General features: G+C 46.6%; 7 protein-coding genes. 1 reads left to right on the forward strand and 6 read right to left on the reverse strand.

What is annotated here, in order from left to right:
- Positions 1–172 precede the first annotated feature (172 nt).
- The gene (locus WCO51_06655; GenBank protein ID MEI6512941.1) at positions 173–1,864 is read right to left on the reverse strand and encodes an ATPase, T2SS/T4P/T4SS family; all 1,692 of its coding nucleotides are present in this window, start codon (positions 1,862–1,864) and stop codon (positions 173–175) included.
- Positions 1,865–2,049: 185 nt separating this feature from the next.
- Between WCO51_06655 and WCO51_06660 the strand changes: the two genes are divergently transcribed.
- Positions 2,050–3,024 (forward strand): KpsF/GutQ family sugar-phosphate isomerase, encoded by a 975-nt coding sequence (locus tag WCO51_06660; GenBank protein MEI6512942.1) that lies wholly within the window; start codon positions 2,050–2,052, stop codon positions 3,022–3,024.
- A 112-nt stretch (positions 3,025–3,136) separates the two neighbouring features.
- On the opposite strand, the gene fabF is transcribed toward WCO51_06660, so the two are convergent.
- From fabF to WCO51_06685, 5 genes are all read right to left on the reverse strand, one after another.
- A complete protein-coding gene (gene fabF / locus WCO51_06665; GenBank protein ID MEI6512943.1) occupies positions 3,137–4,384 on the reverse strand; it encodes a beta-ketoacyl-ACP synthase II in 1,248 nt (415 codons plus the stop codon).
- A 95-nt stretch (positions 4,385–4,479) separates the two neighbouring features.
- Entirely contained in the window at positions 4,480–4,731 is a 252-nt protein-coding gene (locus tag WCO51_06670) for an acyl carrier protein (GenBank protein MEI6512944.1), read from the reverse strand.
- Between the two features lie 88 nt (positions 4,732–4,819).
- Positions 4,820–5,560, reverse strand: a complete 741-nt coding sequence (gene fabG / locus WCO51_06675; GenBank protein ID MEI6512945.1) for a 3-oxoacyl-[acyl-carrier-protein] reductase — start codon at positions 5,558–5,560, stop codon at positions 4,820–4,822.
- Positions 5,557–6,501, reverse strand: a complete 945-nt coding sequence (gene fabD / locus WCO51_06680) for an ACP S-malonyltransferase (protein ID MEI6512946.1) — start codon at positions 6,499–6,501, stop codon at positions 5,557–5,559. The genes fabG and fabD overlap by 4 nt, the downstream gene beginning before the upstream one ends.
- A gap of 97 nt (positions 6,502–6,598) precedes the next feature.
- The gene (locus tag WCO51_06685; GenBank protein ID MEI6512947.1) at positions 6,599–8,095 is read right to left on the reverse strand and encodes a dockerin type I domain-containing protein; all 1,497 of its coding nucleotides are present in this window, start codon (positions 8,093–8,095) and stop codon (positions 6,599–6,601) included.
- Positions 8,096–8,455: the final 360 nt, after the last annotated feature.

The following is an 8,455-nucleotide window of genomic DNA, read 5'->3' on the forward strand; positions in this document are numbered from 1 at the left end:
CCAGCAAAATTTACATACATTCAATTATAGAGCAAATTGACTGCAATAAATTACTAAGGACACCGCGCTCAACAGGGAGTTAAAGATATGCACCGGCAGAAGATAGATAAACTCGACCAATTATTCCCCTGGTATTGTGGACAGGCGCCAGAGTCTTGCGATTGGTAAAAAATTAAGCAGCAACGTCTTCTTCGAGGATAGCGCTCATTACAATATGGGCATTAGCTTCTTCTAAGCTGGTATGGCCATCAAGCACTTTAGAAATAGCATCTTGCGCAATCGGCACCATCCCGCCGGCGATCGCTGAACTTCGTATAGCGCTCATTTGCGATCGCTTAATGACGTGACGCTGTATCTCTTCGTCTACGCTCAAAACTTCCAAGATAGTAAGGCGCCCTAAATATCCTGTTTTGTTGCAATTATTGCAGCCTACCGGCCTGAATATCTTCGTGTTTTCAGGCAGACCAAAATGTCGGCATTCTTCATCTGTGGGCAAATCTTCTTGCTTGCAATCAGGGCATAGCCTTCTGACTAATCGCTGCGCCACTGCTCCCACTAACGCTGAGTTGATAAGAAATGGTTCGATCCCGATGTCAATCAAACGCGGAATAGCGCTAGCCGCATCGTTGGTATGAAGAGTAGAAAGGACGAGGTGACCGGTCATAGCGGCGCGGCAAGCGATCTCGGCCGTTTCCTGATCTCGAATTTCACCAACGAGAATTATATCAGGGTCTTGGCGCAAAGCCGAACGTAATTGAGCCGCAAAAGTGAAACCGATACGCTCGTGAACCTGGGATTGTCCAATTCCTTCAATCTCATACTCGACAGGATCTTCACAAGTTAAAATATTTCGAGTATCCGATCGAAGCCGTATTAATGAAGCATAAAGAGTGGTTGTTTTACCTGAACCTGTTGGGCCGGTCAATAACACTAAACCATGTGGTCGATTTATAAGACTCTCATAGCGCTTAAAGTTATGTTCCGAGAAACCTAATTGGTTCAGGTCAAGAATGCCTTTACTTCTGTCCAGAACTCGAAGTACTACACGCTCCCCGTGACGAGTGGGCAACGTTGATATACGCATATCAACATGCCCCTGATTCACCTTAAGCCCCATACGCCCGTCTTGCGGCAATCTGCGCTCGGAAATATCCAATTCCGCCATGATCTTGATACGAGAAATACAGGCAGCCTGCATACTCTTTGGGATTGTTTTCACTCTTCTAAGAGAACCATCGACCCGATAACGGACTTCAAAAGAATTAGGGCCAGGCTCAAGATGAATATCACTGGCGCGGGTTTTAATGGCATCGGTTAAAATCAAGTTGACTAAACTGATTACAGGAGGTTCCTCACTGGCACGTTTGACATCTTCAATACTAATTCTATCTCCAATGGCTTCAGTCTCAAGCAAGTCATCCTGTTCGGTATCTTCTATTACCCCATAATAAAAAGCCAAAGCGCGATCGAGTCTATCTAAAGGCGTAAATCGAGGCACGACGTTCAACTTTGTCTGAACTTGTATCCAATCAATGGTTGAAAAATCGATTGGGTTAGCCATCGCGAGATTAAGTATGCCGTTCTCTAAAGAAACAGGCAACACCTTGCTAGATTGGGCAACACTCGCCGAAATCAGATCAATAACTTCTCGAGGAACAGTTGCTGCTAAAGGCTCGTAGGGAACATCATACTGGGTAGCTTGAACTTCGTTGAGTTCTTCTTTGGATACCCAGCCATTTTCGACTAGTACATCACCTAACCGTTGCATAGTTTCTTTTTGCTTCTCGAGTGCTTCTCGAAGCTGTTCAGGCGTAATCATACCTTGATCAAGAAGAATTTTACCCATTGGCCTGGAGTGATACATGCTGCCTTTTCTCCTAAAGTAATACTTTAGCCTGACTTACAAGTTTGCTTATTGCCTTTATTATCGGCAGACCTACTCACAGCGCTTATGGCCTTACTCCCTTACTACTAAATAATTTACTTGCCCAGCAGTATTCGCAGACGTTATAATGAGGAGGTATGAAATCTGTCCCAAGGAGCTTATGGGTGGGTGACTGGCTAAACACGGCAAAAGAAGTTATGGATATTGAAGCAAACGCTATTCGAGCGTGCGCTGAACGGCTGGGAGATGATTTCGAGAAAGCAGTCGAAGCCGTCCTTCACTGCAGCGGGCGTATTGTGACGTGCGGCATTGGCAAGTCAGGAAATATCGCTCGAAAAATATCAGGGACATTGAGCAGCACCGGCACCCCTTCCCTCTTTCTGCATCCGGCTGAAGCGCTCCATGGTGAACTCGGAGCGGTCACTGAAAATGACATTGTTCTCTTATTCACCAATAGCGGCGAGACGGACGAGTTAATTGCAATTCTTCCTGCCCTTCGCAGAATTGGCGCTAAGTTTATCGGTGTGACCGCTAATCGTGATTCTTCGATCGGACAGGCATGTGACATTGTTTTGGATTCGGCTGTGGAAAGAGAAGCCTGCCCGATGAATCTGGCTCCCACATCAAGCGCTGCCGTACAACTTGCGCTTGGCGATGCTTTAGCAATTTCAGTCATGGTTGCCCGCAACTTCACCCCATCGGATTATGCGCAGTTCCATCCTTCCGGCACTCTTGGCCGACGTTTACTTCTACATGTTTATGATATTATGCGAAAAGACGATATGCTGGCCGTTGTAAGTGAAGATGCTCCACTTCATGATGTTCTTTTCGCCATTACAAAAGCTGAAGCAGGCGCGGCTTGTGTTGTGAATTCAAAAGGAGCCATGGTCGGTCTAATAACTGACGGCGATATAAGGCGAACTCTGTTACGCGATGAAAAGGCGCTTCAGCGTTCCGCCAATGTAGCTATGAATTGCCCCAAGTTTGTTCTACACGGCAACCCCCTCGCAGTCGATGCCCTTACTCAGATGCAATCATCCCAATCTAAAATCGGGGAGTTACCTGTCTTAGACGATGAGGATCGCCCCATTGGCATAGTCATGCTAAAAGACCTTCTAAGAGCGGGGATTTTGCGTTAGTTTAGCTCTCATATTGCGCAGAACATATTCCAGAGCAGGTGGCTTCGCCCCTTGTCCACCAATAATAAAAGCATCGGCAGCGTTGCTGCCGATGCTTTTAAAGAATTTCGTACTACACACTGAATTTCTTCAAAATCAATGTTACATTGTGGCCGCCAAAACCGAATGAGTTGGAGAGCGCTACATTTACCACTCCTGGGCGAGCTTTGTTAGGCACATAGTCCAAGTCACAATCAGGGTCTGGGAACTCGTAGTTGATCGTTGGCGGTAGGATGCTGTCTCGCATCGCCAAAATGCATGCAATCGCCTCTACGGCGCCACCAGCGCCCAACAAATGGCCTGTCATCGACTTGGTCGAGCTTATGGCTAACTTATTCGCATGGTCGCCAAATACAGCCTTTATAGCAAACGTCTCTAATCGGTCGTTATAGGGCGTTGAAGTACCGTGAGCATTAATATAGTCAACTGATTCGGGTGGAAGACAAGCATTCTTTAACGCTATTTTCATCGCGCGAATGGCGCCGTCGCCTTCGGGATGAGGTTGGGTGAAATGAAAAGCATCCCCGGTCATTCCATAACCAACGATTTCAGCCAAAATATTTGCGCCGCGTGCTTGAGCTGTCTCTATGTCCTCAAGAATAACCGTTCCAACGCCTTCACCCATAATGAAGCCATCACGCTTGGCATCAAAAGGTCGGCTGGAATGCTCGGGGTCATCATTATGCGAGGTGCTCATTGCCCTTGCGGCAACAAATCCTGCAATTCCAATACGAGTAATAGCCGCTTCTGAACCACCGCAGATCATCGCGTCAGCATCGCCTCGCCGAATGATCTGATAGGCATCACCTATCGCATTTGCACCCGTTGCGCAGGCAGTGATAACGGCGGAATTAGGGCCTTTTGCGCCCGTAATGATGGACACAAACCCACTAGCCATGTCGGCAATCATCATGGGAACCATAAATGGACTTACTCGGCTAGGACCTTTCTCAAAGAGAATTCGAAGTTGCTCTTCTATGACGCTCAACCCACCGATGCCAGAACCGATTAAAACACCGGTTCGCTCAGCGTTTGCTTCAGTAATCTGCAAACCCGAGTTCTCCAGCGCCATTCGTGAGCCGGCAACCGCCATTTGGATGAAACGGTCCGCTCGACGAGCATCCTTACGATCCATATATAGAGCAGGCTCAAAATCGGGCACTTCCCCCGCGATTTTGCATCCGTAATCAGTTGGATCGATTAAAGTAATCCGGCGAATACCGCATTTACCTGCGAGCATCGCTTCCCAAGATTGTTCAGCGCCAATCCCTAGCGGCGTTATCATACCAACGCCAGTAACAACAACCCGGCGGGCGGGCATCCCTGCCTGCATATACACACCTCGTTACAAACAAGTTAAACACAGCCACTGCTCAGCCGGCATGAGCTGAAGGCGGTAGCTGACAATCGGTTGAATTAGACTCCGGCTTTGTCGCCGTGTGCTTCAATGTACGAAACGACCTGGCCAACTGTCTGGATCTTTTCGACGTCATCGTCGGGTATATCCACTCCAAACTCCTCTTCAATCGCCATTACTAATTCGACGATATCGAGTGAGTCAGCCCCAAGGTCTTCGACAAATGACGCGTTATCGGTTATTTCTTCAGGATTAACATCAAGCTCCTCCTGAATGATCTTTTTTACGCGTTCGAGAATGATTGCATCCATGACCTTCCTCCTTGTGATTGAATGATGCGTCTCTATTATACTGGCTAGAGCCAATCCAAACTGCTTGATTTAAAAATTTAGCGATGAATTAGAAACTCAAGCCACCATCGACTGAGATTACCTGACCTGAGATGAAACTGGATTCATCAGAACATAAAAATAGTACCGCACCAGCGATGTCTTCCGGTGTGCCTAACCTGCCAACGGATGTATTTTGCACAATTTTTTTGCGCATTTCTTCGTTTAGCTCGGCAGTCATGTCGGTTTCGATAAAACCTGGAGCGATTGCATTGCAAGTTATGTTGCGGCTTCCTAGCTCACGGGCTATCGATTTGGTTAGCCCAATTAAACCCGCTTTTGAAGCTGAATAATTCACTTGACCGGCGTTTCCACTAAGACCAACGATGGAAGTGACGTTAACAATGCGGCCATATCGCTGCTTCATCATGACCTTAGCAGCAGCACGCGCGCAGATAAATGCGCCCTTGAGATTAGTATCAAGAACAGAATCCCAATCTTCATCTTTCATTCTAACGAGCAATGAATCGCGGTTTATACCGGCGTTATTCACCAAAATATCCACTCTCGACCATTCTTTCATTACATCGGAGAGTAAATTATCAACCGCTTCGGAATCAGCCACATCAATACCCGCTGCAATCGCTTTTCGCCCCTGCTCTCGCACTTCTTGAGCCACACTGTCGGCATTCTTTTGAGTACGGCTAATGCAAACGACATCTGCGCCCTCTTGTGCGAGTTTGATGGCAACGGCGCGACCGATTCCACGGCCGGCGCCGGTTACTAAAGCTACCTTGCCTTCCAGCTTCATCCTATTATCTCCTCTGCGACGCGCTGCAAGCTCTCAGCGTCATTTACTGCAAACCCCTTCGCCTCTGGCGCAATTCGTTTCAAAAGCCCCGTCAAAACGTCCCCTACCCCGCATTCGATAAAGGTATCAACCCCCATCTCTCTTAACTTAAGCACCGATTCGCGCCATCGTACAGGGCATGAGATTTGCTTGGCAAGTAAACTATACCACTCACTTGGATCAGTCACTGCTTGTGCGGTTACATTGGAAATCACCGGCCAGTCAGGCGATTTGAACGCTTCCGCTTCCTTAAGCGCCTCTTCCATCCCGATTGAGGCGTTTGTCATTAAGGGCGAATGAAAACCCCCGCTCACATTCAACATAATAGCGCGTTTTGCGCCCATCTCTTGAACATACTTTACTGCGGCTTCGACAGCAGCCTTTTCACCTGAAATCACGATTTGGCCGGGACTATTATCGTTTGCAGGAACAACCACACCAACTGAAGCTGCCTTTTCGCAAGCGGCTTTTACTTTGTCTAAATCGGCTCCCAGAATTGCCGCCATCGCGCCTGGATTATGCTCCGCCACAAAGGACATCAGCTCGCCGCGGCGATGAACTAATCGTGCCCCTTGTTCAACTGAAAACACACCGGCGCAAGCCAAAGCCGAATACTCCCCAATGCTATGGCCAGCGCAGGCGATCGGTTTAAAATCAGGCTTTAATGCTGCCAGAGCATACCACGTCGCAATTGAAACACTGAAGAGAGCAAGTTGAGTGTTCTCCGTTTTTCGAAGGGTCTCTTCATTCGAATCGAAGCATAAGTGAGAAGGGTTCACTCCAGTGGCGTGATGTATCTCATCGAATATCTCGACTGCAGTGGAACTAAACTCATATATCGCGCGGCCCATACCGGGCTTTTGCGATCCCTGTCCGGGAAATAAAATAGCAAGTGTACCCATCGGGGATTATTATACCCAGAGAAGCCCCTCCACAATAAGCAACAAGGCCGGCATAAAGAACTTTATACCGGCCAATTATTCGATCGTTAGAAGTAGCTTAGCTGCCATTACCGCCAAAGTTGGTGATGACTAGAAGAAAGTCTAAGTCATCAGTTTTTCCATCACCGTTACCGTCGCCAACGGCGCCATTAATGAGTGAACCGAAGTTATTGATGACTCTAAGGAAGTCCAGGTCATCAATCTTGTTATCATTATTGTTGTCACCACACAGCAGGTTGAACGTACCTGTAGTGCCAACCTGTGATGAGCTTAAACTCTTAATATGCTTGACCTGGACTTGGGCGCCGGATGCCGGTATATCAACAGTAAAGGTGCCCGTTAAAGTACCCCCGACTAGGGTTGCTGATTGAAGGGTCCTAGTCACAAAAGCTACGGTTGGAAAAGTAGTCCCCACTCTTACTTGCACTTCCACATTCGATGTACCGCCATTCCAACTCACCAGGTTGACAGTGCCGGTGAATGAAACGCTAGATGGAACAAGAGCGATAGAACGAACCACTCCCAAGGCCGATCCCCCTATATTATAGAGAAACGTAGGTGAGCCGAAAATCTCTTTTCTATACACATCAACACCACCGCTATCGGCAGTGATAAAGAATTTGCCGGCGCCATACTGAAGATCATTTCTGCTAGCAGGGGCAGTAAACCACATGTAATCGTATTGAATTAAATCACCATTTGGAGCAAATTTAGCGATACAAGGCGTACTTTGTGATCCACCCCAGCTAACATACAGATACCCATCCTCGTCAAAGCAGAACCCTTTCCAATCTTTTGAGCCCGCAATCAACTTATCTGAGTATCTAGGATCATTACTGTAGATGAACTTCAAAGGAATATCATTCGTGCTGAAGTTCTTAGGTAACCTGTAAATCACGCCTGGTATATTATATCCAAGGCTCCAATAAATGTATTCTCCAAAAACCCTTGCAAACATATAAGGGTTGCAAGCGCCAGTATAACCGCTAACATTATTTGCATCAAGTTGATTAATATCCCAACCGGTTGAGGCTTGAACCGTTGCGCTGGTCGTTCCATCGCTTGTAAGCCGTTGGATACCGCCTATCCATACTCCGTTAATTGGCTTCCATCGTCCAAGTATAAAGGCTTTATAGGGCGCTACATAATCATGAGCAGTACACCATAAAACGTTGCATGTATCGTTTCCTTCAGGTGCATCTAAATTCGGAAGGTTCATCGTAATACTTCCAAGCGTCCCACCATTCCATGGCAAACCTGCAACCCTATAGAATTGTAAATTTTCATAATCATTCCCTCCAGTAACACCAATCGTATATGCCGGATTACCAAAAGGGATTGAAATGCCGTGGTTCATTGAAGATTTAACAGAATTCACAAAGGCTCCTGCGCTGGTCCATTCCGTAATAGTATCAACACCATCTCCACCATGAACATCCGGACCTGTAAGGGTGAACAATCTGACATCTGCTGCATCTGCTAAACCGTTCTGTGCAAATCCAAACGTAGCCAAGAGGATAACCATACATATAACCAAACTCAAGTTTTTAATCATTTTTTTTAACACCTTCAATCAGATTTCACACCTAACCATGAATCTTGGCTAATATAACAGGACGCAAATAATCCCCCTACAGCTTTCAATTCATTCACTTATTACATTATAACAAACAAATTATTAAAAACCTAATTTTTCATCCCCGCTCCCTCTGTACTTAGGTTCAAACTGAAGTCACTTAATTTTAAAACAGTATTTATACGTGAGTCATTTGAACTTCTTCTCATGTGGCGTTGCTAATAAAATAAGCCGGTCAGGTTTCCCTGACCGGCTTATTGGTTATTGAGAGTAAGATGGCTTAGGTACCAGAGGTTCCGAATTTACCGATGACATTAAGGAAGTCTAAGTCATCCGTTT

The sequence above is a fragment of the bacterium genome (genome assembly GCA_037131655.1).
Taxonomy (GTDB): domain Bacteria; phylum Armatimonadota; class Fimbriimonadia; order Fimbriimonadales; family JBAXQP01; genus JBAXQP01.

Coding starts and splice junctions, on each gene's coding strand:
- WCO51_06655 (MEI6512941.1), bottom strand. CDS start 1,864: ATGTATCACTCCAGGCCAATGGGTAAAATTCTTCTTGATCAAGGTATG.
- fabF (MEI6512943.1), bottom strand. CDS start 4,384: ATGCCCGCCCGCCGGGTTGTTGTTACTGGCGTTGGTATGATAACGCCG.
- WCO51_06670 (MEI6512944.1), bottom strand. CDS start 4,731: ATGGATGCAATCATTCTCGAACGCGTAAAAAAGATCATTCAGGAGGAG.
- fabG (MEI6512945.1), bottom strand. CDS start 5,560: ATGAAGCTGGAAGGCAAGGTAGCTTTAGTAACCGGCGCCGGCCGTGGA.
- fabD (MEI6512946.1), bottom strand. CDS start 6,501: ATGGGTACACTTGCTATTTTATTTCCCGGACAGGGATCGCAAAAGCCC.
- WCO51_06685 (MEI6512947.1), bottom strand. CDS start 8,095: ATGATTAAAAACTTGAGTTTGGTTATATGTATGGTTATCCTCTTGGCT.